We start from the raw sequence: 22,815 nt of genomic DNA, 5'->3' as shown, positions 1-22,815 counted from the left end.
ATTGAAAAACACGAATTGTCAATGTAACTTTGATACATAAAAGAATATGGAATATGAAAAATAGAATAATCAATTCTGCTCAATCTTTCGTCCAGACGAGTATGTTTCCAGAAAGTAATAAAATGAATGTCCGGGATAAAAAACAAATGCGTCATTTACTGAAAAGTACCCAACTGACTAAAGCAGGCCATATTAAATTCGAGCCCTGGATTCTTGACGATGAGAATGAAACCATTGTCTACGAACGAGCTGATTCTCTATTTGGCGAAATAATGCTCGCAAGTACCTCAAAAGGAATTTGTTACTTGGGTTTTGATTTTAGTAGTCGCATTTCAGCACTTGATGACCTTAAGCGGAGGTTACCCCAAAATCCGCTAATAGAAGGTGGCTCTCGGTTTCATGGAGCTGCAATACAATTGATGAGTAGTCCTCATCTGGAGTTACCCCTTCAATTGCATGTGAAAGGAACCAAATTTCAACTCGAAATCTGGGAAAGACTGAGCCATATTCCGCTTGGAGGGTTTACAAGCTACGGACAAATTGGCGGATCAAATAAGAATGCCCAAGCTACAGGCACAGCTGTTGGAAGCAATCCTATTAGTTATCTGTTGCCCTGCCATAGGGTAATTCATACCGATGGTGGTTTCAAAGGGTACTTTTGGGGTACAGAAGTGAAAGAAAGAATACTGAGATGGGAAATTGAAGAAAACCCTGTTGTGAAAATATAATTTATCGCTATTTATTATGTTACAAAACCGAATCTCTCCGGAGGGTTCTTTCATCAAAACCACAGCACGTGGTACCTGGCTTGGCAATCGCGGTGTGGTACATAATGAACAAAAAGAAATAGTAAAGCCCTACAATATTAAAGCATGGATTATCTGTATGCTTGAATTTAAAGGTAGGCACAGGGAAATTATGCAGCCTGACCGTTGGACCGAGCTTTTCTTTCTTGATGAAGCAACGGCATTTTCTGCTGGACATAGACCTTGTTTTCAATGCAGATACAGAGACCATATGCGGTTTAAGGAGTATTGGATAAAAGGTAATCCGCAATTTGGGTTTGATATGAAAACGCCAATCAAGGAAATTGATGCTATTATTCATGCTGAACGCATTAGTCCCAAAGGCCTGAAAGTAACTTACCCCGAACAGATCAAAAGTCTCCCTGATGGCTTATTTATAAATAGTAATGATGGCTTTTATCTTCTTTGGAAAGGAAGACTTTATCATTGGACACCATATGGTTATGATCATTCCATTCTAGCTATCCCTGATCAAACCGTTGAAATATTGACACCTCGCTCCATTGTAGAAACAGTTCGAGCAGGATATCAATTGCATATTGACAAAAGTGTCGAGAAGTGAAAATATACAATAGCAGAAAAAGAAGTAACTACACCCAACCTATTTAGTCAGTATGTTTTTGGTATTTTAAATACTTACTTTGATAATGATAGCTGTGAAATTGGTCTAGCGTCTCCTTCTAATGATGAAGCTGAATTAATGCGGGAGTTTTCTTGGCGTACCAACTTTTGAATAGCCACTATGTGTTAATGACATGGTATCCTAAACGGTTAACTAAGGCCATCATGAAATATAATACCGAGGCTATGTCTGTTTCCACCATGAAGTGGGCTGACACCATGTTTCATGTTTACCCTATAGTAGCCTTTTACTCCTTTTACCGGACGAAAGTTTGTGGTAAAGATAATCATGTCACCACGATTCGGTTTTAATACGTTTGCTTTGGATTGTGCCCGTGGCATCTGTTCCGTTATTACAAATTCGCCACCTGTATAATCTTTATCAGCCTGACCAAGCACGAGGACCACCTGCATCGGAAAAAACACCTCGCCATATAAATCCTGATGCAGCGTATTAAAGCCACCTTCTGTATATTTTAGGATAAGTACTGTCGGTTTTTCCTGTCCATGTTCCTTGCAAAGTTTTTTCATTGCCTTATGTGTTGCAGGAAACTTCTTGTCGATGTTCAGCTCCTGCATCCACCGGTTGGCAACAGGAACTATTTCAGCGTATACCTTTTCCCGCATAGTTGTAATCAATTCGGGCAATGGATATTGGAAGTATTTATATTCACCCTGACCAAAACGATAACGCTCCATGTTGATTGTTTTACGGTAGGTGCCGTTTGCATTATATTCAGCAATAAGCGCATTACATTCCTTTTCATTCAGTACATCCCGAACAGTAACAAACCCCTTAGCGTGTAATTCCTTTGTGATAGACGGCCAATCTTTAGCCGTTAACCGTGTTTCCATATTGTCCATAATAATGATTTCTAGAATGGCAAAATTAGTGTTAGAAGCTGGGCTATAAAATCCGAAATTTGCTATTTTATCAGTAGGCCTTCAATTGATGTATTGTATTGTATTGTATTGTATTGTATTGTATTGTATTGTTGGTGCGGAGACAACAGATGATCAGGCTTATAAAAAGAACAGGTTCTGTCTCCAGGAATATTTATTCATTTTAAAATGAATAAATTATCTATATTGCAGAAACAACGAAACACAAGAGTTATTTAAAATCTAGACGGATTAATTTTAGACTTCAAGATGATCTAGTAGTTTTCATAATTTTAATGAAATCCCTTTACAAAAAAACTTAAATTCCATCGCTAGAAACATATATCATTCATGTCTTGCGACAAAACACAATGTCTTCCTGAGACAGATTATAGTTTTGCTATAGTAATTAAGAATTAGACATCAAATAAGGTTAACTTACTAGCTATCAACGATGATGCATTGAGGATTTTTTTATCAATGGTAAGTGTCCCAGTTCCGCTTTCTACCAAGAGGAAACGATGATAGCTAAGTCTTGTGAAAGAGGTATCCGGAATACATTTTTCAGAACGCTCTATCGAAAATGAATTTACTATTCAGGTTCGGTAACGATCGCTCTCATGATAATTATGCTATTAAGTTCTCTCATGATAATTATGCTATTAAGTTCTCTCATGATAATTATGCTATTAAGTTATTGTAAAAGTAAGACATGTATAAAGAAATCAGTCAACATGCACATAACACACATCAATAATAGAGTAAATGTATGCTATAGCGCATGTGAAAAATAACTGAATGCATGTCAAATTTTACAGATCGTATACTATCTATTAACAACTGAATTATCCATCAGGTTTAGTACAAATTGCATACCTAGTTAAAAAAGTGGAATAGTAATATTTAAGAAATCGCAGGAGTCATATTTTGAATATATTTACTTTTACGTCAGGTAAAACAACGACTCATGTACGATACTTTAATCAACTATATCAATTCGCGGGTATCCAGACCCTTAGCTTCAGATGAAATTGGGATCCTGAAAAATAATTTTGTTCCCAGTAAGATCAAGAAGCGTCAGGCATTTTTGCAGGAAGGTGACGTAAGTAATTACATGGGCTTTCTTGTCAAAGGTGCCATGAAGAAATACAGTATAGACGTTAAAGGCGCCGAGCACATCATGAGCCTTTATATTGAAGGTTGGTGGGTAGGTGATCGGGAGAGTTTTGCTAAACTCAAACCCTCAGCCTTCAATATTGAAGCTTGTCAAGATACTGATTTGCTTATCTTGACAAAGAAAGCTGCAGAAGAGGTATTTTCCCTTCCAATCATGAATGAACTTACACGTCAATTGGATGAAAATTATTCTTATGCAAGCCAAAAAAGAATCAATGCTGCTCTTAGTATGACCGCTGAAGAACGCTATAATATGCTTATTGATAGCTACCCTGAATTTACACAACGATTTCCACAGCACCTCATTGCGTCATACTTGGGTATTACCCAGGAAACACTGAGCAGAATCAGGTCCCGGGCAATCAAAAAATAATCAGGATTGATTGACAAGGGGAATTACTTTTGTCCCTATTAATTCAATCGCTCTGAATATATCCTCTTTGCTCAACCCTGGATTATCCATCTGAAATGTAAATCTCGATATACCACCCAATGCTTCACTATGGCGCACTATCTTTTCTGCAACTTCTTCGGGGTTGCCAATAACATATGCGCCAGTCGGCTCTGCCTGGGCTTCAAACATTTCCCGTGTCGGCGTAGACCAGCCTCTCTCCTTCCCGATTTTTCCCATCATTTCCTGATAGCCCGGAAAATAAAGATTCTTAGCTTTAGCTGTTGTGTCTGCCACAAAACCGAGTGAATGTAGCCCAACTTTAAGCTTCTCCCGTGGATGTCCGGCTTTTTCTCCGGCCTCATAATATAAATCTATCAATGGACGAAAGCGATGGGTTTCACCACCGATAACAGCGACCATCAGTGGGAGCCCCAGTATTCCGGCACGTATAAAAGACTGTGGCGTTCCTCCTACACCTATCCATACAGGTAGCTGCTCTTGCACCGGACGCGGATATATCGCCTGTTGTTTCAACTCTGCCCGGAATTTCCCTTTCCAGCTTACAGTTTCATTATCTCGTATTTCAAGAAGCAATTTGATTTTTTCTTCGAAAAGTGCATCGTAGTCCTGCGTATTGAATCCAAATAAAGGAAAAGCATCAATAAATGATCCTCTTCCGGCTACAATCTCCGCCCGCCCTTTCGAAATGATATCCAATGTTGCATATTCCTGAAATACCCTTACCGGATCTGCGGCACTCAGTACAGTAACCGCACTCGTCAGACGAATCTGTTGAGTTCTGGCTGCCGCTGCTGCCAATATTACTGCCGGAGATTCATCTAGAAATTCTTTCCTATGATGTTCTCCTAGCCCGAAGACATGCAGTCCGGCCTGATCTGCAAATGCTATCTTTGACAGCAGGGCTTCCATGGCTGTCATATTCTCTTCTGAACTCAATCCGCCATTATATGCACCGGTAGCTATAAAGCTATCTATTCCTATTTCCATAATTACTGATTTAATCTGATAGACTTCCCATTATTGAAAAGCTAATCAAATTTCCATTTTTCTGAAGCGTGAAACGATGATCTAAATCAAGAAAGACGGACCTTCTGCATTAGCCCATTTTTATGGTGAAGCAAGATTTAATGGTCCTTTCCAGGTCCAGATCCGCCACTTTAAGCTTTTTTTTGAAATTGCTTCCATCAAACTCTCACTTTTCGGCATTTGATTCGCACCAAACTTGAAAAGATTCTTCTTGCCTTTCCCTTTGGGTAGTTTTTTAAAAATCAGATGCCTCATCTATTGAATTCGCAAACGATGATTTTGCAAGCATCGTTTTTTTTACATCACTGGGTCCAGTCTTCATAATGGATTGATAGGAAGATGTAAATGCCGAAAGGCTCTTATAACCGACCTTATAGGCAATTTCGGTCAGTGTATACTTTTTCTGTTCAATTATTTCGATACTTTTTAGTATTCGTATAAGTTGATGATATTTTTGAACAGTAATGCCCGTCTCCGCTTTAAAAATACGTTGAAGATTTCTGGCAGACATAAATGCTTTTCGTGCCAAATTTTCAATATCTATTGCGTATTTAAAGTTATTATTGATTTCCTCACAGATGGGGATCAACTTTTCATTTGACGGGACAGGTATCTGAAGATTATGATTTTCGGAACAAAAATTTGGTAAACTGTTTAAAATAGCCTGCAAAAAATAAAACTGCTCCCTATTTTCTTCAAGGTTCTGACTCCACTTGGAGGCATACCATAGCATTTCCCTTAATACTGAAGGGACCGCAAAGACATGTATGGATTTGAAAAATTCCAATTCAGGCACATCCTTATATAGCACCACCATGAGGTCAATGTTTTCGGCTTCGGAATGCGATCTATGCCTAATATTTGAGGGAATCCAGATGACATGATTTTGGGGGACCAAGTATATCCTGTTCTCGATATAAAAATATTGATAGCCTTCAGCTACAAAACTAAGCTGACCGCGCTGGTGCACATGTTCATAATCATCATGCCTCCAATTTTTCTCATACCACACATAGGCACCCGAATGACTGGAATCTGCGTACTCTCCCCGCTTACTTTCGGTCAGGCCACATTTAATCTTGTCGTTTTGCATGTATTTATTGGCAAACTTAATAAAAAAACAATGGATAATTTTGTGAAATCATCAATAACACGGTATATAAGAAAAATACTTTGGTAAAGTAACAATGGCTTTGCGTGGTCCTTTTAGGACAAGAGCTATCAAAGGACCTGGGGTGGAAACAAACGATATCGCCCAGCTGTTAAAAGAAAAACAGATATCCTTGCCCGGAGTACCAGCACCTGCAGGAAATTATCAGCCGTTTGTAAGAAGTGGCAACTTAGTTTTTATCAATCAATATGCGCTAAAAGAGGGTAAATTGATTAATCCAGGAAAAATTGGTGTAGATGTAACGGAAGAACAGGTAAAGGAAGCAACAAGGATAACCATCAGGCAATATTTGAAGTAGAATAAACAAAAACAGATTTATTATGAATAGAGTTTTAATTGCAGGAGCCACCGGATGGGTCGGTAAAGAATTAAGCAAAGCGATACTATCTAGTGCGGATTATACCTTGGTAGGTGGGCTATCCCGATCCAATGCAGGCGCTGATTTAGCATCTATTTTAGGAATTGATCATTCGGCGATTCCATTATTTGATACTATTGGAAAGGCGCTCGAAACTGTCGAGTTCGATACCTTAATTGATTTCACATCGCCAAAAATTGCATTGCACAATATTTTAGCGGCTATTAATAAGGGAAAGAATATCGTTGTCGGTACGTCCGGACTTTCCGACAAGGAGTATGAAAAGATAGCTTCATTGGCAGACGAAAAAAATGTGTCGGTACTAGCAGCAGGCAATTTTTCCATTACTGCAGTGTTATTGCAAAGGTTCTCGGAAACCGCAGCAAAATATATCAACCATTTTGAGATTATTGATTATGCGTCAGAAAAGAAAGTTGATGCACCCAGTGGAACTGTTGCAGAGCTAGCTTATCGCCTTTCAAAAATCCAAAAGCCGATTTTGGATGTTCCCATTGAGGAAACCATTGGCGTTAAAGAGGCCAGAGGTGGGTCAATAAATGGAATACAGGTACATGCTGTTCGTCTTCCGGGCCATGTTCTCGGCGTAGAAACAATTTTTGGTATGGAAGGTGAAAGACTAACAATAAAACATGAGGCGGGAAGTGGTGCCGCCCCCTATTTAAAAGGAATTTTTATCGCCCTAGAAAAAATAAACACGTTTAAAGGTCTCAAGCGAGGACTGGATACAGTGATGAATTTTTAAATTCTTCATTCTTGAATACTAGGTGTTCTGTCGTTAACTAAGCGCACTGCATTTCGCCACAAATTGCTCAAACTTCCGATCACTATTGCGCATAACGGGACCGTGGCCGAAGCAGATAATAGCAGGATTCAGCTTTGCTAGCTTTAGGAGTGACTCGATATTGCGCTGTCGATCGGAGGTAAATATATTTGGGGGAAGTCGTAGACCGGTTGCTGTTGTGAGTAGGCTCATATTTATCGCCGCATCGCCGGCAATAAGTATTCCATCATGTTCACGGAATAGGGAAATATGGCCAGCTGAGTGTCCGGGTGTCTCAATGACACGAAAGTTTCCCACAAAGTCATTTTCAACGACGGTTTGATCGACCCGGTGCCCCTGCCCTGCCCAGTACTTTTGTTGGAGTTTGGCAATCCAATGTTGCGGTGATGGATAGTCCTTTGTCACCATGCCTGTTTCGGTCCGGCAAACTTCATCGGGATGGCAAAGCAAGGGTATCGAGAACGCTTCGCATATCTGATCGCTGCAGCCCTGGTGATCGGCATGCGCATGCGTAAGGACATGTTGATAAACAGGTATTTCTTCGAGTGCTTTTCGTACAGTGTTATATGAACTCCGTATTCCGGCGTCTACCAATACACCTTCGATGATGTAGCAATTAATACTATTTCGTGGCATCAGCGAAATCTGAACCACCTCTGGAGCAATGTGATGTAGCATATTTTTTTTTACAAATCTACATTGCCAGTCAGGAACGAATAAGGACATTTGTCCTATAATGTGCTGGGCCGATAGATTTGTCCTTTAGCTCGCGTAAGCGACCGCTGGGTGATACCCAGATACGATGCCAGATCTTGTGTCGCTACTCGTCCAACCAAACTCGGTTCATTCGACAGTACCTGACGATATTTATCGATAGCCGATCTGTTGTTGTAGTTCAGCAAATAGCTCTCCTTTTGCTTATACTCCTGTTCCATCAGCACCCTTATAACTCCGTTCCAGGCAGTCACCTGATCGAGGAGATAGTGATAGTCTGGATAGTTTATCTGATAGATCACGCTGTCTTCGATCGTTCTGATATTCCTTCTGGATTTTTCCTGTGCCACAAATTCAGAGAAGGAGGTGGCAAATTCATTTTCAAATTTAAAACAAGTTATATTTTCGTTTCCTTCTTCGTCCGTCGCGTATGCTTTTACCCCACCATGTACAATAAACCCAATATGGCGGCAAGTATCACCTTCACGAAGAAAAAAATCACCTTTTTTTAAGTTGATCGGTTTAAAAAATGCCAGGGAAAAGTTTATTTCGTCTTCCGCCAATAATCCCGTTGCAGCAAAATAATTTAATAATGATTCAGTCATATCGCGTTTTTAATTTCAGTTTGTTGTCTTACTTGAGCTCTTCTGCTATCCACTACCAATTTATTTAAACAGTCCTTTCCCTTTGATCATGTTAGGGCAAGATGATTTAGAACTTAATTGATGGGATCCTAGGTATAAACCAATCCTTAACAGCCAACGGATAACGATTGGTTTATTTACATTTAAGCATGCGCCAGTTTTGACATAGCTTCTCCAATAGCATTTGCATAAATCTTCGAATCACCTACTGGGATATCGAATAGATTATTCTCCAAACCAACGAGTAGTTCATCGGCCACTTCGCTTGGAGGGATGCCAGCTGCTCCACCTATTTCAGCTGAAAATTCAGTATTTACCAATGGTGGATACACTTCATAGATCTGTAGATTTTTCTTTCCTTCATAGGTTTGTCTCAACGCTGTTGTATAGCTATGCAATGCGGCCTTCGTAGCACCATAGGTAGGTAAAAATCGATGACTTCCATATACGGCGATCGAGGAAACATTGACCACCGCTGCATTCTCTTTCGTCAATAAATGGGGAAGCATCAATTCCGTAAAATGAATAATTGCAAAATAATTGGTATTCATTTCGATCAATGCTTTTTCGTGCGCATTAGTGGTTTCGCTCAGTAAGTAACCGAAGGCGGCGCCCGCATTGTTGATAATCAGATTAACATCCGCATAGTTCGATTTCAATTCTTCTGCGATACGGATGCGATCTGCTTCTACAGACAGATCACCCTGAATCGCAACAGCATCTTTAAGCGCTATTAAAGCTTTTTGAAGGCGCTCTTCATTGCGACCATTAATTATAATTCTATTTCCAGCCGCGTTTAATTTTTTAGCAATAGCCAATCCGATTCCGGCGCTTCCTCCGCTAATAAATATTGTATTTCCTATTGTTTTCATTTTGAATGATTTATATGCTATTTTTTTAAGGTTATTCTTTATAAAATATACTTTTTAGTCTATTTTACTTTAAAAAAAAATTACAGTGTATAGTGTTCCAAGTCTTTTTTAAGATCCTGAATAAGTTGGAGCATCAGTTTAGTTGAACCTATTGTCCGACTAAGAACGAGAGCCCCTTCAACAGCAGACAATATTTTAAAAGCAAAAACATCCACATTGAGTTGATTCGAAAATTCCCCATCAGCAATACCTTTTTTCAATATAGTTGAAATCCCGCCTAAAGATGCATTTACAACTGCCGCGACCTTCTGTTTAATGGCGGGGAAATTATCATCTGCTTCTACGGCGGTATTAAAAATAGGACAGCCTCCAGCAATAGGAGTGTCAATCGGATTACTGTAAAAGTCCAGATATAAAAATACTTTCTCCTTTGCAGTTTTACCCTTCGAAACGACACCCGCTACTTTCTCGGTCATTTTGTTTATTGAATATTCAACGACCTGTTCTGATAAATCTTCCTTCCCACTAAAATGTCCATATATACAGCCCTTGGTCAATTTAGTCGCTTCCAAAACATCATCAATACTTACACCTGAAATTCCCTTTTCATTATAAAGCGGACTCGCTGTTTCTAAGATAAATTGTTTTGTTTTTTCCGCTTTTGTTAGCATCGCTTTCTAATTTATATCACAAATATACTAAATAGTATATTTTAAAAACAAATAAAATATACTATTTAGTATATTTGTGTGTAAGAGGCTGATTATAAGCTTTTTTTTATTTCATGATATGTCAAAAAAAATGGGTACACATTTGTTGAAATCCATCACATGCTTCTCCCCTCAGTCCAATTTGTTCGGATTTTAAATCATCGTACTTCAAAAGGACGTTAACTAATATTTTACGACTGGATGTAATACTTTGCTCGCCATAAATGTCTTCAAGTGAAATCGATCTTATAAAATCATAAAATAAATTTTCTCAAGATCAGGCATAGATACAAATGACCAATAACGAGATTACATATTTCAATAAAATTAGGATTTACTTTAATTAAAAACCTCCAATGAAACCACTATTTAGCCTTCTTCTGTTTATATTGCTGGTTGCCAGTTCATCGGCACAGACGGCTTCGACAACATGGAATAAATTTCTTTCAGACTTTAAAAAATTAGAACAGGAGTATAAGATCTATTATCCGGCGAAAGATTATCAAAAAGCAGCAGCAACACTAACTGCCATTGCGACCAAAATGGACAGCTTACAGCTAACAGAAAAGGAAAGGCAAGAGTTCCAGTCAACGATCCACGAGATTAACGCCAATGTAGACTACTATCTTGCTTGCTTACAATCAATGCTTCATCAAAAAAAAGACGCTATTGCGAGTTTTGACAAGGCAATTTTATGGGGATATACCGACTATCGTACTGCTTTAAATAATACGGAACTGGATCACATCCGTAAGGATAATGAATTTATGAAAGCATTGGCTCAATTGAAACAATATGATAAATTGACCTTATTACAGCAGTCGGGAGGATACATGTCAGAAAATAGTGCTTCCTTGCCTATATTTGACTACCAGGCGGCAAGTAATCGCAATTTAGTGGCTGTGAAGGATTTTTTCAACCTGGACTCCATCGCCGGTCATGGCGACGAGATTTCTAAACTATGTAATATCATGTTGTTTGTTGCCAATACTATTAAATACGATGGCAGCAATTGGGCATTATGTGAATTTGATGCAATTGATTTCTATAATTACCATAAGGCCAGCGGAAAAGGAATCAACTGTCGGCATAAAGCCATGACCTTAAATGAAATGTATCTTGCCATGGGATTTAAATCCCGATACGTTACCTGTATGCCAAAGGATGACAAAGATACAGACTGCCATGTAATCAATAGTGTCTATTCTGAAACATTAAAGAAATGGTTGTGGATGGATCCCTCCCATGGTACATTTGTTATGGACGACAAAAACAATTTACTGAGCATAGAAGAAGTCCGAGAGCACTTAAGAAATAACCAGCCACTCAAGCTGAACTCCGCGTCTAAAGTAAGTAAAATTTGGTATTTGGACTCCTATATGGCAAAGAATTTATATTGGATTCAGTGTACAAATAGAAGCCAGTTTAACACAGAGAGTAGATATAGACCTGCCGACCCTGCTCTGCAGTATATCTCTTTAATACCAAGCGGATGGGATACAAGCAACAATAAATATTTAAAAAACAATGTTGTTACACACGACCCTGCCTATTTCTGGAGATCCCCCGAAAGAAATGCTACACCATAAAAGCATGAATTTCTAGCTCTTGCATTGGAGCACAGGATCGGAATCAGGCGAACCCTAGCCCTATTGCAACTCGATGCTCTCCTTCTGTTTCACCGTGGTATGGATGGTTATCAGCAGCTTGTCTATCTCTGCTTTTGCTACCGCAGCAAAGGTCGAGGTATTGCTTCTAATTAGAGAGTTCTCTATATCGTATTCGAGCATGCCAGTACCCTGATCGACCTCAGTTAGCTTAAAACTAGGGTTTGTAGACTCTATTCCCTTCAGTCGAAGGGAATGCTCTTTTCTAAAATAACCTATTCCGTTTTTAATTTCGCGTAAAGTATACTTTGTGCTTAGTTCAAAATAGGCCACTCCTAAATTCCCAAAGACAATTTCTTCCTCTTTAGTTATCGCAAAAGAATCACCAATATAAATGGGTTTCTCTGGATAAGGAGCGGTATATTGCTCGAAAACTGATTTTGTAAAATTTCTTTTGTTGTCGTCGATATCCGATCCTTCAATGGAATCAACCTTAGTCCTATAACCAGTGGCTGTATTTGTAAAATAGCCATAGACGATACTTTGATCTGATGGTCCGCTGCTTTCATTTCTTTCACCGTTGATCTGCTGTACCCATCCTTGGATCCGGTTTTTTGTCACAAAGGGAATTCTATGGGCAATCTGCTCCTTTGTCTGGGTCGTCAGCATTATATTCGATTGCAGTACCGCAGTGCCGACAAAGACAGGTTTGGTCATATTGCCCGGTTTTCCCCTGCCTTCAATTTTCTCGGAATAATGCATTGAGCTTACTGTAGTACTGTCCATCGTTTCATAGATCTGACTGGGCCGATAATTGAGTTTTATTGACAGGCTCGACTGGGCATTCGCTTTGCAGGCTATAAATAGCAATAGAATAATTAGGGCTTTACGCATAGATCCAAAAAAATAAAAATGGTACCCAAAGATACCATTTTTGCAGCGTCTTGGTTGCAAATTTCCGTTTTTGCTACAACTTGCGGGGAAATTGATCTGTAGATTATTCAGGTAATCAATATTTATTGTCCAAGGGGATTCGTGAAAGCAATTTTTGACGCTGCATATGGTCATTCGGCACTACGATTTGTTAACCGTCCGCAATGCTTTTTTAATGATGTAGCTTGTTTCCCTGGTATCACTTTCCTTTTTCCAGCGTTCACAGAGTTGCAGCACAAACGATGCTTTTGTTTTGCTTGCATCATTCAACCAGTTTCCCACACTATCCTGCACATATTTTGTGTTGTCTGATCTTAGCCTTTCCACGATGGGCAGCCCCAGTTCGGGGTTTTGTTTCAGTGACTCAATATGTTCGCACCAGACCCCTCGAGGTCGTGTTGCTTCGCTCGCAAATCTTCTTATATTTTCGTCTCGGTTGGCTGTCCATCGCGCAAGTATTTCAATGCTCTGCAACAGGTTTGCTGCAATTTTTGGTCTTACAGCCATCCAGCAGATTTCCCTGACCCCAAAATGTGTATCTGCCGCGAAGGGCTCTATTTGGTCTAGCATTTCCGATATGTGGAGATTTTCATTCTTTCCGATGGTATAGGTGGCCCAGCAGCGTACAAGGTCGGCCGGATGATTTGCCATAATAGCTAAAAATTCCCGATCGTTATTTTCCATGGCCTGTTCAAAAAGTCCAATTCCTATCGCCTGGTTTAGGTTTGTTACGGTCTGTTTTTTTAGCTGATCAATTTTTGTAAGTACAGGTGCTAGATAGATGCTTCGTTGTTGCTGTACCAGCAAGTTGCCCAATAAGACCTTCTGGTCGACAGCCAGCCATTCAACGAGATTGGCTGTTTCAATTTCCCCGCGATTTAACTGATCTAAAATCTCCCTTGGGATATCTTTTGTACTTCTTGCTCCTTTTCTTTTTATCTCTTCCATAATTGTTCAATATGTTTTAACAGCTAATCAATTCAATAGTTGGTAACCGAAATCATCAGATAGCGCTAATCTACAGCTTTCAATTATTCATATCTTATTTTCTATTTTTGCAAAGTTTTGAAAGTAAATTCAGAACCACAATACCGCATATTATTGTCCCTATGGGATAAAAAAGTCACTTTTGTGCAAATCGTGCGTTAGTTCGTCATATTCGTGCAGCTTGACGATTTATAAATTAATAATTGATGAAAATAGAAGGAAGAGTAATCGAGGAAAAAGTCTGTCCTTTGGAATTTGCCGTTAATGCAATCAGCGGAAAATGGAAGATACCGATCGTATGGCGTATCAATGAAGGTGAAAAAAGACCCAGCGAAATGCTCCGGGGTATCGTCAAAGTCGATCGACGGGTTTTAAACCAGCAATTAAAAGAACTGGAACGGGACGGAATTTTAAGCAAAAAAAGCTTTCCCGAACTACCACCACGTGTGGAATATTCACTTACCCCACTTGGCGAAAAATTAGTGGAAGTGCTTTGGAAACTGAACGACTGGGGAAATCTTCTACTTACTCAAGGCTCTGATAGCCAGTCCGACAGCCAGTCCGCTGAGGACATGCCGGGCAGCAATCTTCAATGCCTCAGTTAACGACATAAAACGTTTCTTTACTTACGGTGCATATACCAAAAGACAGCCAAATTTGACTGTCTTTTGCTTGACTATTTTATCGCGTGGTATATCCACCATTTGCGAAAATTGTCTGCCCGGTGATCCACCAGCCATCTGTGACCAGAAACTCGATCAGTGGGGCAATGTCCTGAATATCGGTAAGTCCGCCCAGCGCGGACGCAGACTTGTGATAGGCAACAGCATCGTCAGATTCCTGTCCATAGAAGAAAGGTGTATCCATTGGACCGGGTGCCACTGCCGTAACGGAGATTCCACGCGGTCCGAATTCCTTCGATGCAGCTCTTGTAAAATGCTCTACAGGAGCCTTCATTCCCGCATACGTTGAATAAAGGCCTGTGTAAGCCGCCAATAAAGAAGTTACGACAGTACAGATCTTTCCATTGTCATTGATGCGCCTGCCTGCTTCGCGTATAAAAAAGTAGGCGACCTTCGAATTAATGTCACTCATACTGTCGTACTCGGCCTCTGAAGTCTCCACAAATGGTTTTTTCAGTACCTTACCTACAGTATTGATTGCGATATCCACCTTTCCGAACCTTTCCTCAGCGCTGTCAAACAGTGCTTTTATTGTCGAAATTTGCGTAAGGTCGCCCTGAACAATCAGTCCCTCGGCACCCATAGCCTGTACATCCGACAATGTTTTCTCCGCTTGGGTCCTTGTTCCCTCACTATTGTAGTGAATAACAAGCTTCGCCCCTTTTGCCGCAAAATCCCGGCTCAAAAGCCCGCCTAGGTTTTTCGCGCCACCTGCGATCAAAACCACTTTTCCTCTTACTTCATGATTTGCCATAAATTTGAAAATTTGATCCATCGCCCATTGAATTGTCATGGACGTGCTGGATTACAGGTTTAAACTCTTTCAGCGCTTATTCTGGCCTCTCAAAGCCATTTTACTCCGCTGGAATCTCTCAAACCAAATATCAATAATTGAGCTGCCAATCAAAAAAAACAGGGTTTCACAATGCTATCACACTTATCAAAATAGCAGGTAGTCCCGTGGTTATCAATCGATATGCTTCAACGGTTGGGCGACTGTACTTTATTTATTGATGTGGAAAGATTAATTGCGCGCGGGATACATTGGTGCGGGATAATCCCGGTCGACATGCATCTGATTGATCAAAATCTCCTTGATCAGGTGATTCATTCGCTTATCATTGACATCCATTTTTACGATTTTGTGGCTGTAATAGGTGTCGCTTTCAAACTCATTTTCGATTTTCTCGGCAAATGCAGGTGATAGCGATTTGTAGTTAAGCACAACTTCGGTTTCCTTTTCGGCTATTTTTTTTAACATCAAAGTCCAGATTACCCCATACTCTGGAGAGAAAAAGACTTTTCTTGGCGGCGGTACTTTCAATTTTTTATTCTTTAACGAGTAGGTATACAGCATATGAATACTTGGTTTGGAAACATCTTTTGCCGCAGCCGTGACCAATTTATGGTACTCTTTTTCGTTATCCACAACCGTTTCAATGCTTATCCCCTGCTCCTCGATTTCAAATCGGGCAGTCGAGTCTGTACTTCCTAGGGCTATAATTTTAATTTTGCTGTCGACAAACTGGCCGGACATATCGGGGACGGCCTCTTTTACGCGGTCAAAACTTGCAGCTAAACGCATCGGGACCAATTTAGTCGTCAGCGTTTGCCCATGTAGGCTACCCGCTGCAACAATAAAAAAGAGCATTACACCAACATATTTTCTCATCATGACTGTTTTAATTTAGCAATTTCAAAACGATTAAACTCTGGTCTTGAGACCTAATATTAATGTAAATTACATTTCTTGTCCGTTGTTTTCTGCTACTGTTCGAAATCTGGCTAATCACATTTACAATCCGCTAGATATTAATTCATATTCGCAACAGTTGGCTAATCAGTGCAAGGCAATAGCGCTACGGCACAGCAGCTCACTACCGTTGAACCCTAGTCGCGTAAAGCCCAGTTGAACCGTAGCTGCGTAGCGCCTAGTTGAACCATCCCCGCATAGAGCCCGGTGAACCATAGTCGTCCGTGGGGAGCCCAGTTGAAACCTAGCCGCGTAGCGTACAGTACCGAAAAAGGGTGTGATCAAAGCCCGAGCTATAAAAAACTTAGCGTTTTTCCATCGCTTTCATGGCCAGTCCGGCTGCAATACCACCGATGACATACCAGGCAACAGTCATTAACTTCGTACGGCTGGTCTTTTTTATGGGTTTGGCATCGAGTCCGGCCTGTTCCGGAATAGTCAATGTTGCGAGCCCGACCACAGTACCGAGCAAGGCTCCTTTCAGCAGCTTATTTTTCTGACCCCCATAGCCGATAAGCGTATATAACATGGCATTTGAGGCCACATCGGCGCCGAACGTGGCCGCCACCAGCGCATTACCTTTGGGTGGTTTAAACCCGGCGAAGCGTACCGTTTTTTTCATCGCCTCCTCACCCACTTTATCTACTGCGGGCGCCTGGGAATCAAATCTTTTTGCAGCGCTGTGCACTACATTAAGCACGAGTGCACCGATCAATCCGCCCAGCATATTTTTATCCAATCCGTTCATAGGTGTCTTTTTACTTTTTCAATCTTGCTTGTTAAGTTCTCAATCTTGCCGAGCCCATTGATCGGCAGGTTATTTTAGAACGAAAAGACCAGAAACCTCAAAGAAGCACCGGTCTTTTCTAACTATTTATCCATCAAATGGATTAATAGAAAGACAAGAGTCAGCTAGAAATCGTTTAAAAAAGCTTCAGTTATCTTTAACAGAAAATAGTCCTTTTATCTCCACATGTCTCTTTTCGATCAGAAGAACCGTATGATCGTATTCATCCTGAACCTTCTCTCTCCAATCTAGATTTCTTTGATCCGCTATAATTGCCCCCCCCTTCCAGTTTCCATTTTTAACACGTTTATTGCCACTATTCACATACTTTCACACGCTTTATCTCCCTACTTTTGGATAACAACTTTTTTGCAAGTTGTTATTTAAGATAATATTAATGGACACTGGAACGAAGGGATTCGTTCCAGTTTTTTTATACGAATCCGCATAAAACACAGGTGCTAATGCATATAGATCCCGCTGGCCTTTCGTATTCTATCGCGGTACTGCAGCGGATTGGAACCCGAATGTTTTTTGATAAAATGCCGAAAATTGGATTCTTCTGAAAATCCCATTTCATAGGAAATCTGGGAAATAGAAAGATCCGTATGTTCAATATAGCGCAGCGCTTCTTTCAAAACGATGTCGATAATGGCATTCTTAGCCGTTTTATTCCAGACTTCTGTACATAGATTCGTTAGCTTTCTCGGTGTAATATGTAGTTTGTCTGCATAGAATTTGACGTTACAATTTTCTTTATAATGCTTGTGGACGAGTATGGAAAAACGGTTGGCCATTCCCTGCACCGTACTGTCCGTACCCCTGCTGAGTTCCTTATCGAAATCTGTTTCCCATATCCCTTGTAAAAGGACAGACTCGATGAAGTTGTGCACGATCAGCGAAGTCATCGCGGCGTTTCTTGATTGATAACCTTGGATATTTCCCATAATCTGCATCTCCATCTCTTCCTGTTTTATCCGGCTTTTAACGACCTTGAGTAATCTTTCACTGTCAAAAAATAGTCCCGAATTGATCAATGTCCTATCCAGAGCCGACCTTTCGTAAAACCGTGAAGTAAAGCGGATCAGATACCCGTTCGGAGTGCCCGATCCCCTGAGGGTAAAATCTTTCGTCGGACCAATAAAAATCAATGTATTGCCTTCCATGCAAAAAGAATCATTTGCCAGGCGGATCTCAATGTCGTCAAATGGCACCAGGATAGTGAAAAGATCCTGACCATGATACCAGTGGGGAAACCGCTGCTGCTGCCATTCCTTTAAAGGTATAATTTCAAATTCAGCCGCTTTACTGTCCATAAATGAGCTACGCTATGTATCTATCCTTTGCTTAATGGCGATCGGATGTCATCATCAAGCCAATATTTAATTTCGTCCAATGTCATTCTCAGATTGGTTTTACTGAAAATGAAAAGTGCACCGTTGGCCTTAAACCGTTCAAGTTCGGTGGCATTATCTGTGGTCGTATACCCAAATACTTTAATCGATGGAAACCGATCGCGGATATGAAGAGCGGCCTCATGTCCATCCATTACAGGCATATTAAGATCTGCAAGGCATACGTCGGGCAATTCAGTGGTACTTTCGAGTTTTTTCAGGAGCTCCAGTCCGTTGCTGCAATTAAAACGCAGGTCAAATGTTTCATTGTTGACAAGCACTATTTTCATGAGCGTCCGCTGAAAGAGACTATCGTCCACAAATGCTATTTTTATTTTTCTTACAGTCTCAGTTGCCATCTTCTCCCTTCTGCAAAATATCCAATGGCAAATAGTCCTGTTTAGTTGGCGCTACGAACGTAACCTGTATAGCCCCGAAAGCATTTTCCATCTCCACGCTGATTGCATGAATTGCAGGCGGTATGTATTCTTGTTTGGCCTTTAATTGATCCTTCATTTCCGATTCTGTTTAAGTTTGAAATATATGCGTTAGTTACATAGCACTGTAGTCCAATTCAGACTACAACTTTTTTTAATTAACTGATTCATAAAGAATAAAAAATGAAATTATCTGTCTGAATAGGATTTGTCATGAAATGAATAGCGATTAAGGTGTAGTTTTTAATAATATTTATTAGATTATTTTTTGTAAGGTAAAATAGTTACATTTGATTATTGGAACTGTAGTCTGAATTGGACTTCTCTGGAAAACTTATATATTTATTTTCAGAAAATTAGATTCAAGTCCAATGATAAACTTCAAATTTACGCTGCTATATTCCTCCCCTTTTTCAACAATAACCCTCACGATTCTAGATGATTCTCAGACGGAACATGTGATCAATACTCCCCTTAAAATTTGCCCGGATTTATGGGATTTTGAAAAACAGCGCCCCCACAATATTTACCTCAAAAAAAATAAAAATTTAAATGCCAAGCTCGATAGACTAAAAATCGGAATCGCCGAATATCTGGGTAATGTCGCGGCAAAAAACAGCAAAATTTCGCACATCAAACTCCGCAAGATCATAACAGAAAATTGTGATGCCACAAAGAATTGTCGCCCCGCCAACAGCCTTCTAGATTATGTGGAAGCCTATATCCGGAGCCGCGCCCATCTTATTTCCGAACCGACTTCCAAGCGTTACCGGGTATTCCTCCATTTGCTTGAGCGATTTGAAGGCCATCGCAAAAAACACCTTTTACTGCACGAAGTCAATGCATCCTTTGTTAAAGAGTTCCTTGAATTTGGCGAGCTGGAAGAATACAATAAAAGTACGATCGGCCGCACCATACATTTTGTCCGGACGGTGCTCAATTTTCTGGAAAAAAGAGGGGTCAGAACCTATGTATATGAACTTGAACTTCCCAAGGAAAAGAAAGTCAATCTATTTGTCACCCTTAGTGAAGATGAGCTGGTAAAACTCAAGGAAACGGATGTCCCGCCAAGCCTACAGGCAGCCCGGGACTGGCTAATCATCAGCTGCTACACCGGCCAGCGCATTTCTGATTTCATGAATTTTGATATCCAGAACCTCGAGATAATCAAGGGAAAACCCTGTATCTCATTTGTCCAGCAGAAAACGCAAAAAGAAATTCTGCTGCCTTTACATCCGGTACCATTGACCATATTGTCAGGCAATTTAAACGTATTTCCCGAGAAGCTTACTGCGCAAAAGTATAATCTGCAGATCAAGGAAGTCGCGGAACTCGCCGGTATCAATAGCCTGGTCAAAGTCCGCAAAAGAAAGGGCTTCCGGGCGGTAGAAATGTTTGTCCAAAAATGGGAAGCGATCACGAGCCACATCGGAAGAAGAAGCTTTGCCTCAAATTTTTACGGTAAAATCCCTACTCCACTACTGATGGAAGCTACAGGTCACAGTACCGAGCAGATGTTCCATCGGTACATCAGTACCATTGATACCGAGCGGACAAGAACGTTGGGACAGTACCTGGAAGATGCTTATAACGATAAATTCAGGGTAGCCTAATTAGCGATTAGATCCGTAATTCGGTTACAAGTTTCCGTAATTGGGGTAAACATGCTGCAGGCTGTGCTTCGTAATTTTGGGTAACAAAAATAAGAAGCAGATGAAAACAAGAAAATTAGGCACGCAGGGACTTGAAATTCCAATGATCGGCTTAGGCTGTATGGGGATGAGCAGTTTTGCGTCCACTGGCGATATCTACGGCAAGGCCAACGAAAAAGAATCCATAGCTACCATTCACCGGTCCTTGGAACTGGGTGGCAACTTTTTGGATACGGCCGATCTGTATGGACCCTTTGAAAACGAAAGGTTGATCTCCAGGGCCATATGCGGCAAGCGAAACGACTATATCCTCGCCAGCAAGTTCGGCTTTGAGATTGATGATAACGACCAGGTGACCTGGCGTATAAACGGTCGGCCAGAATATATCCGGAAGTCTATCGAGCGCTCGCTGAAAAACCTCGATACCGATGTGATTGACCTCTATTATATGCACCGCCCCGACCCCAATGTACCCATCGAGGAAACCGTAGGTGCCATGGGCGAGCTGGTCACAGCGGGCAAGGTCAGGTACCTGGGCATTTCGGAAGTCAGTGCCGAGCAGATCAGCAAGGCACACGCGACCTTCCCGATCACGGCTGTGCAGAATGAAATCTCCTTATTCGGACGCGAAGTAGAGATCAATGGCGTATACAATCTGACCCAGGAACTGGGTATAGGCCTGGTCGCCTACTCCCCTTTGGGCCGTGGATTTATCACTGGTGAGATCAAGTCGCCGGACGATATTCCCGAAGATGATTTCCGCAGGCTTATCCCGAGGTTTCAGGGTGAGCAGTTTTATAAAAACCTCGATCTGGTGCGTGAACTCGAACAGATTGGAAAAGAAAAAGACGTTACCTCGTCGCAGCTGGCCCTTGCCTGGCTGATCCAAAAAGGAATCGTGCCGATACCGGGGACAAAAAGAGTGCGCTATGTGGAGCAGAATATCGCCGCAACAGACATCCTATTGACCGCCGAAGATCTGCAACGCATTGAGGCTATTCTGCCGGTCGGACTGGATACCGGGTCCCGCGATGTAAGTATTCCGCTGCAATCATAAAAAATATAAATGCCATGCCAGCAGAAAGCGCATGGCATTTTACTTAAATTAGGCTATTATTTAACAGGCAAAAAGAGCATGTCAAAGAAAGAACCCGTACTGATCAGGATCAATAGTATCGCTGACTATCATGAAGCGCTGCAGCTCCCCAAACCGCAGCATCCGCTTTTTAGCATCACGGATTTCTCCAAAAACAAGCATATACATCCAACGGTCGAGACCACCTTTCAGCTCAACCTGTACTGCATTTCCATCAAAGAAGATGCGCAATGCGTATTGGGGTATGGCCCACATCAGTACGACTTCCGGGAAGGTCTGATGACCTTCTTTAAACCCGGACAGACGATCAGTGTTGATCCCGATACTGCCCACGCCGAAGTAGGCTATTCCCTTGTTTTCCATCCCGATTTTATCCGCACCTATGACCTGGCACACAAAATCGGCAGTTACAGTTTTTTCGATTACGAAGTCAACGAAGCACTTTTTCTGTCCGACCGGGAGAAAGAGCAGATCCGAAATATCGGAAAAGGGATCTTAAGCGAATATGACAGTCCGATCGACAGCTATAGCCAGGATGCCATTGTCAGTTTCATCGAACTGCTGCTGGTGTATTCGCAGCGGTTTTATAACCGGCAATTTATTACACGTAAGGTACACAATGTGCCCTTGGTGAGCCGGTTTGAACAATTGTTGGATCAATATTTTGAAGCCGAAACCGAACGCAAGGGTTTACCGCAGGTGGGTTATTTTGCTGAGCGGCTGAATATGTCGAAAAACTATTTAAGCGATTTATTACGGTTGCAGACCGGTGAAAGTGCGCAGAACCATATCCAACATAAGCTCATTGAAAAAGCGAAAGATCTGCTGTCCAGATCAGAGCTTTCTGTTGCCGAAATTGCCTATCAGCTCGGTTTTGAACAGCCACAGTCACTCAATCGTCTATTCAAAAAGAAAACGGAGCTCTCACCGCTGGAGTTCAGACGGAAGATGGCCTCAAGCTAAAATAGCATCCTTAAAATCTGCTGTATATTGAACTGCGGGCCACCATACAGCAGACCTTTGGTCTTAGAGGCGATATCGAAGCGATAAATTACGCCAGATTTCGGTCGCAAAATGCTGATCGGAGTGTCTATTTTCAAAAAACCACTGGTCGCCTTTTTTTACGATTTTTTGATCAATTCCATCAAGCGAAATTGGCAATTCCGTATCGAGCTTTGATAAAGACTTTTTCAACAACACCAGTTGATAATCCTGTCCTTTGTAAGTTAAACGGAACACCTGTGAACGATGTGGTTCCCCGCTTATCCCGTCAATTGTGCCTTGCATAA

At 41.1% G+C, this 22,815-nt stretch carries 27 protein-coding genes; 10 read left to right on the top strand and 17 right to left on the bottom strand.

The window, feature by feature from the left end; genetic code table 11:
• The first annotated feature begins 53 nt into the window (after window positions 1-53).
• Both OK025_RS21150 and OK025_RS21145 read left to right on the top strand, forming a co-directional pair.
• Complete coding sequence (locus tag OK025_RS21150) at window positions 54-728, top strand: methylated-DNA--[protein]-cysteine S-methyltransferase (RefSeq protein WP_317666707.1); 675 nt, start codon at window positions 54-56, stop codon at window positions 726-728.
• Window positions 729-744: 16 nt separating this feature from the next.
• On the top strand, window positions 745-1,368 hold the full coding sequence (locus OK025_RS21145; protein ID WP_317666706.1) for a hypothetical protein: 624 nt from the start codon (window positions 745-747) through the stop codon (window positions 1,366-1,368).
• A 209-nt stretch (window positions 1,369-1,577) separates the two neighbouring features.
• Here the strand turns inward: OK025_RS21145 and OK025_RS21140 are convergent, their stop codons facing one another.
• Entirely contained in the window at window positions 1,578-2,291 is a 714-nt protein-coding gene (locus OK025_RS21140) for a 2OG-Fe(II) oxygenase (protein ID WP_317666705.1), read from the bottom strand.
• 985 nt (window positions 2,292-3,276) lie between these two features.
• Between OK025_RS21140 and OK025_RS21135 the strand changes: the two genes are divergently transcribed.
• Window positions 3,277-3,858: a Crp/Fnr family transcriptional regulator gene (locus tag OK025_RS21135; RefSeq protein WP_317666704.1), complete on the top strand. Its 582-nt coding sequence runs from the start codon at window positions 3,277-3,279 to the stop codon at window positions 3,856-3,858.
• Here OK025_RS21135 and OK025_RS21130 read toward each other — a convergent pair whose 3' ends face one another.
• Window positions 3,859-4,887 carry an LLM class flavin-dependent oxidoreductase gene (locus tag OK025_RS21130; protein ID WP_317666703.1) on the bottom strand — a complete coding sequence of 343 codons (1,029 nt, stop codon included), beginning with the start codon at window positions 4,885-4,887 and terminating at the stop codon, window positions 3,859-3,861.
• A 274-nt stretch (window positions 4,888-5,161) separates the two neighbouring features.
• Window positions 5,162-6,019, bottom strand: a complete 858-nt coding sequence (locus OK025_RS21125; protein WP_317666702.1) for an AraC family transcriptional regulator — start codon at window positions 6,017-6,019, stop codon at window positions 5,162-5,164.
• A 94-nt stretch (window positions 6,020-6,113) separates the two neighbouring features.
• Here OK025_RS21125 and OK025_RS21120 point away from each other — a divergent pair, with 94 nt between their 5' ends.
• Both OK025_RS21120 and dapB read left to right on the top strand, forming a co-directional pair.
• Window positions 6,114-6,395, top strand: a complete 282-nt coding sequence (locus OK025_RS21120) for a hypothetical protein (RefSeq protein ID WP_317666701.1) — start codon at window positions 6,114-6,116, stop codon at window positions 6,393-6,395.
• A 22-nt stretch (window positions 6,396-6,417) separates the two neighbouring features.
• Entirely contained in the window at window positions 6,418-7,218 is an 801-nt protein-coding gene (gene dapB / locus OK025_RS21115) for a 4-hydroxy-tetrahydrodipicolinate reductase (protein WP_317666700.1), read from the top strand.
• Between the two features lie 33 nt (window positions 7,219-7,251).
• Here dapB and OK025_RS21110 read toward each other — a convergent pair whose 3' ends face one another.
• The 4 genes from OK025_RS21110 to OK025_RS21095 all read right to left on the bottom strand — a co-directional run bounded on the left by OK025_RS21110 (window position 7,252) and on the right by OK025_RS21095 (window position 10,158).
• Window positions 7,252-7,935: an MBL fold metallo-hydrolase gene (locus OK025_RS21110; protein ID WP_317666699.1), complete on the bottom strand. Its 684-nt coding sequence runs from the start codon at window positions 7,933-7,935 to the stop codon at window positions 7,252-7,254.
• Window positions 7,936-7,988: 53 nt separating this feature from the next.
• Window positions 7,989-8,576 (bottom strand): Crp/Fnr family transcriptional regulator, encoded by a 588-nt coding sequence (locus OK025_RS21105; protein ID WP_317666698.1) that lies wholly within the window; start codon window positions 8,574-8,576, stop codon window positions 7,989-7,991.
• Between the two features lie 182 nt (window positions 8,577-8,758).
• Entirely contained in the window at window positions 8,759-9,487 is a 729-nt protein-coding gene (locus OK025_RS21100; protein ID WP_317666697.1) for an SDR family NAD(P)-dependent oxidoreductase, read from the bottom strand.
• An 80-nt stretch (window positions 9,488-9,567) separates the two neighbouring features.
• Window positions 9,568-10,158 (bottom strand): TetR/AcrR family transcriptional regulator, encoded by a 591-nt coding sequence (locus OK025_RS21095; RefSeq protein ID WP_317666696.1) that lies wholly within the window; start codon window positions 10,156-10,158, stop codon window positions 9,568-9,570.
• Between the two features lie 395 nt (window positions 10,159-10,553).
• Between OK025_RS21095 and OK025_RS21090 the strand changes: the two genes are divergently transcribed.
• Entirely contained in the window at window positions 10,554-11,786 is a 1,233-nt protein-coding gene (locus OK025_RS21090) for a transglutaminase-like domain-containing protein (protein ID WP_317666695.1), read from the top strand.
• Window positions 11,787-11,846: 60 nt separating this feature from the next.
• On the opposite strand, the gene OK025_RS21085 is transcribed toward OK025_RS21090, so the two are convergent.
• Both OK025_RS21085 and OK025_RS21080 read right to left on the bottom strand, forming a co-directional pair.
• On the bottom strand, window positions 11,847-12,698 hold the full coding sequence (locus tag OK025_RS21085; protein ID WP_317666694.1) for a hypothetical protein: 852 nt from the start codon (window positions 12,696-12,698) through the stop codon (window positions 11,847-11,849).
• Window positions 12,699-12,878: 180 nt separating this feature from the next.
• Window positions 12,879-13,685: a DNA alkylation repair protein gene (locus tag OK025_RS21080; protein WP_317666693.1), complete on the bottom strand. Its 807-nt coding sequence runs from the start codon at window positions 13,683-13,685 to the stop codon at window positions 12,879-12,881.
• 245 nt (window positions 13,686-13,930) lie between these two features.
• Between OK025_RS21080 and OK025_RS21075 the strand changes: the two genes are divergently transcribed.
• Window positions 13,931-14,329, top strand: coding sequence for a helix-turn-helix domain-containing protein (locus tag OK025_RS21075; protein ID WP_317666692.1), 399 nt, complete (start codon window positions 13,931-13,933; stop codon window positions 14,327-14,329).
• A 76-nt stretch (window positions 14,330-14,405) separates the two neighbouring features.
• Here the strand turns inward: OK025_RS21075 and OK025_RS21070 are convergent, their stop codons facing one another.
• The 7 genes from OK025_RS21070 to OK025_RS21040 all read right to left on the bottom strand — a co-directional run bounded on the left by OK025_RS21070 (window position 14,406) and on the right by OK025_RS21040 (window position 18,857).
• On the bottom strand, window positions 14,406-15,161 hold the full coding sequence (locus OK025_RS21070; RefSeq protein WP_317666691.1) for an SDR family oxidoreductase: 756 nt from the start codon (window positions 15,159-15,161) through the stop codon (window positions 14,406-14,408).
• A gap of 270 nt (window positions 15,162-15,431) precedes the next feature.
• On the bottom strand, window positions 15,432-16,082 hold the full coding sequence (locus OK025_RS21065) for a transcriptional regulator (protein WP_317666690.1): 651 nt from the start codon (window positions 16,080-16,082) through the stop codon (window positions 15,432-15,434).
• Between the two features lie 382 nt (window positions 16,083-16,464).
• Window positions 16,465-16,908: a hypothetical protein gene (locus OK025_RS21060; protein WP_317666689.1), complete on the bottom strand. Its 444-nt coding sequence runs from the start codon at window positions 16,906-16,908 to the stop codon at window positions 16,465-16,467.
• A 186-nt stretch (window positions 16,909-17,094) separates the two neighbouring features.
• Window positions 17,095-17,271 (bottom strand): hypothetical protein, encoded by a 177-nt coding sequence (locus OK025_RS21055; protein WP_317666688.1) that lies wholly within the window; start codon window positions 17,269-17,271, stop codon window positions 17,095-17,097.
• Between the two features lie 137 nt (window positions 17,272-17,408).
• Complete coding sequence (locus tag OK025_RS21050; protein ID WP_317666687.1) at window positions 17,409-18,263, bottom strand: helix-turn-helix domain-containing protein; 855 nt, start codon at window positions 18,261-18,263, stop codon at window positions 17,409-17,411.
• Between the two features lie 20 nt (window positions 18,264-18,283).
• On the bottom strand, window positions 18,284-18,700 hold the full coding sequence (locus OK025_RS21045) for a response regulator (protein ID WP_317666686.1): 417 nt from the start codon (window positions 18,698-18,700) through the stop codon (window positions 18,284-18,286).
• A complete protein-coding gene (locus OK025_RS21040) occupies window positions 18,690-18,857 on the bottom strand; it encodes a hypothetical protein (protein ID WP_317666685.1) in 168 nt (55 codons plus the stop codon). The genes OK025_RS21045 and OK025_RS21040 overlap by 11 nt, the downstream gene beginning before the upstream one ends.
• A 292-nt stretch (window positions 18,858-19,149) precedes the next feature.
• Between OK025_RS21040 and OK025_RS21035 the strand changes: the two genes are divergently transcribed.
• From OK025_RS21035 to OK025_RS21025, 3 genes are all read left to right on the top strand, one after another.
• Window positions 19,150-20,391: a phage integrase SAM-like domain-containing protein gene (locus OK025_RS21035; protein WP_317666684.1), complete on the top strand. Its 1,242-nt coding sequence runs from the start codon at window positions 19,150-19,152 to the stop codon at window positions 20,389-20,391.
• Window positions 20,392-20,491: 100 nt separating this feature from the next.
• Window positions 20,492-21,487 carry an aldo/keto reductase gene (locus OK025_RS21030; protein WP_317666683.1) on the top strand — a complete coding sequence of 332 codons (996 nt, stop codon included), beginning with the start codon at window positions 20,492-20,494 and terminating at the stop codon, window positions 21,485-21,487.
• 78 nt (window positions 21,488-21,565) lie between these two features.
• Complete coding sequence (locus OK025_RS21025) at window positions 21,566-22,489, top strand: helix-turn-helix domain-containing protein (protein ID WP_317666682.1); 924 nt, start codon at window positions 21,566-21,568, stop codon at window positions 22,487-22,489.
• Window positions 22,490-22,552: 63 nt separating this feature from the next.
• Here the strand turns inward: OK025_RS21025 and OK025_RS21020 are convergent, their stop codons facing one another.
• Complete coding sequence (locus tag OK025_RS21020; protein WP_153848210.1) at window positions 22,553-22,813, bottom strand: hypothetical protein; 261 nt, start codon at window positions 22,811-22,813, stop codon at window positions 22,553-22,555.
• Window positions 22,814-22,815 lie beyond the last annotated feature (2 nt).

The sequence above is a fragment of the Sphingobacterium sp. UGAL515B_05 genome (assembly GCF_033097525.1).
Lineage (GTDB): Bacteria > Bacteroidota > Bacteroidia > Sphingobacteriales > Sphingobacteriaceae > Sphingobacterium.
The sequence above is the reverse complement of the archived record's forward strand: the minus strand, read 5'-3'. Positions and strand labels throughout refer to the sequence as shown.

Bases quoted from the DNA above. Each gene is read 5' to 3' on its own strand.
- OK025_RS21070 (WP_317666691.1), bottom strand. From the start codon at position 15,161: ATGGCAAATCATGAAGTAAGAGGAAAAGTGGTTTTGATCGCAGGTGGC.
- OK025_RS21125 (WP_317666702.1), bottom strand. From the start codon at position 6,019: ATGCAAAACGACAAGATTAAATGTGGCCTGACCGAAAGTAAGCGGGGA.
- OK025_RS21035 (WP_317666684.1), top strand. From the start codon at position 19,150: ATGATAAACTTCAAATTTACGCTGCTATATTCCTCCCCTTTTTCAACA.
- OK025_RS21050 (WP_317666687.1), bottom strand. From the start codon at position 18,263: ATGGACAGTAAAGCGGCTGAATTTGAAATTATACCTTTAAAGGAATGG.
- OK025_RS21085 (WP_317666694.1), bottom strand. From the start codon at position 12,698: ATGCGTAAAGCCCTAATTATTCTATTGCTATTTATAGCCTGCAAAGCG.
- OK025_RS21110 (WP_317666699.1), bottom strand. From the start codon at position 7,935: ATGCTACATCACATTGCTCCAGAGGTGGTTCAGATTTCGCTGATGCCA.
- OK025_RS21080 (WP_317666693.1), bottom strand. From the start codon at position 13,685: ATGGAAGAGATAAAAAGAAAAGGAGCAAGAAGTACAAAAGATATCCCA.
- OK025_RS21090 (WP_317666695.1), top strand. From the start codon at position 10,554: ATGAAACCACTATTTAGCCTTCTTCTGTTTATATTGCTGGTTGCCAGT.
- OK025_RS21105 (WP_317666698.1), bottom strand. From the start codon at position 8,576: ATGACTGAATCATTATTAAATTATTTTGCTGCAACGGGATTATTGGCG.
- OK025_RS21140 (WP_317666705.1), bottom strand. From the start codon at position 2,291: ATGGACAATATGGAAACACGGTTAACGGCTAAAGATTGGCCGTCTATC.
- OK025_RS21030 (WP_317666683.1), top strand. From the start codon at position 20,492: ATGAAAACAAGAAAATTAGGCACGCAGGGACTTGAAATTCCAATGATC.
- OK025_RS21060 (WP_317666689.1), bottom strand. From the start codon at position 16,908: ATGAACGGATTGGATAAAAATATGCTGGGCGGATTGATCGGTGCACTC.
- OK025_RS21120 (WP_317666701.1), top strand. From the start codon at position 6,114: ATGGCTTTGCGTGGTCCTTTTAGGACAAGAGCTATCAAAGGACCTGGG.
- OK025_RS21040 (WP_317666685.1), bottom strand. From the start codon at position 18,857: ATGAAGGATCAATTAAAGGCCAAACAAGAATACATACCGCCTGCAATT.
- OK025_RS21045 (WP_317666686.1), bottom strand. From the start codon at position 18,700: ATGGCAACTGAGACTGTAAGAAAAATAAAAATAGCATTTGTGGACGAT.
- OK025_RS21025 (WP_317666682.1), top strand. From the start codon at position 21,566: ATGTCAAAGAAAGAACCCGTACTGATCAGGATCAATAGTATCGCTGAC.
- OK025_RS21065 (WP_317666690.1), bottom strand. From the start codon at position 16,082: ATGATGAGAAAATATGTTGGTGTAATGCTCTTTTTTATTGTTGCAGCG.
- dapB (WP_317666700.1), top strand. From the start codon at position 6,418: ATGAATAGAGTTTTAATTGCAGGAGCCACCGGATGGGTCGGTAAAGAA.
- OK025_RS21095 (WP_317666696.1), bottom strand. From the start codon at position 10,158: ATGCTAACAAAAGCGGAAAAAACAAAACAATTTATCTTAGAAACAGCG.
- OK025_RS21135 (WP_317666704.1), top strand. From the start codon at position 3,277: ATGTACGATACTTTAATCAACTATATCAATTCGCGGGTATCCAGACCC.
- OK025_RS21020 (WP_153848210.1), bottom strand. From the start codon at position 22,813: ATGCAAGGCACAATTGACGGGATAAGCGGGGAACCACATCGTTCACAG.
- OK025_RS21100 (WP_317666697.1), bottom strand. From the start codon at position 9,487: ATGAAAACAATAGGAAATACAATATTTATTAGCGGAGGAAGCGCCGGA.
- OK025_RS21150 (WP_317666707.1), top strand. From the start codon at position 54: ATGAAAAATAGAATAATCAATTCTGCTCAATCTTTCGTCCAGACGAGT.
- OK025_RS21075 (WP_317666692.1), top strand. From the start codon at position 13,931: ATGAAAATAGAAGGAAGAGTAATCGAGGAAAAAGTCTGTCCTTTGGAA.
- OK025_RS21145 (WP_317666706.1), top strand. From the start codon at position 745: ATGTTACAAAACCGAATCTCTCCGGAGGGTTCTTTCATCAAAACCACA.
- OK025_RS21130 (WP_317666703.1), bottom strand. From the start codon at position 4,887: ATGGAAATAGGAATAGATAGCTTTATAGCTACCGGTGCATATAATGGC.